Origin of the sequence: Paraburkholderia sp. SIMBA_030 (assembly GCF_046535245.1) — a bacterium.
In the GTDB taxonomy this organism is placed as follows: domain Bacteria; phylum Pseudomonadota; class Gammaproteobacteria; order Burkholderiales; family Burkholderiaceae; genus Paraburkholderia.
Genome location: NZ_JAWRXB010001555.1, coordinates 1 through 239, shown reverse-complemented (window position 1 = coordinate 239; position 239 = coordinate 1). Strand labels below are relative to the sequence as shown.

The 239-nt window shown below is 56.9% G+C and carries 1 pseudogene; it reads right to left on the bottom strand.

Annotated features, from left to right (window positions below):
- Positions 1-239: pseudogene (gene cnoX, locus SB772_RS45240) on the bottom strand (chaperedoxin); the annotation flags it as partial.

Below are 239 nucleotides of genomic sequence, written 5' to 3'. Positions count from 1 at the left end.
CTGGATTCTCCGCCACCTGCTGTTGCAACTGTTGAATTTCCGGAGTATCAGCCGCCTGCTTCAGCAGTTCGATTTGCGCCACCAGCCCCTGGTAGCGGGTGTCCTGATCCTGCAACGGAATGGTTTTCAGCACCGCTTCCGCATCTTCAGAACGGTTCAGCGCAATCAGCGTTTCTGCCAGCAGCAGGCCGATCTCCCCGTTCTGATTCGACAACTGCCAGGCGTCTTTCAGCAATGGC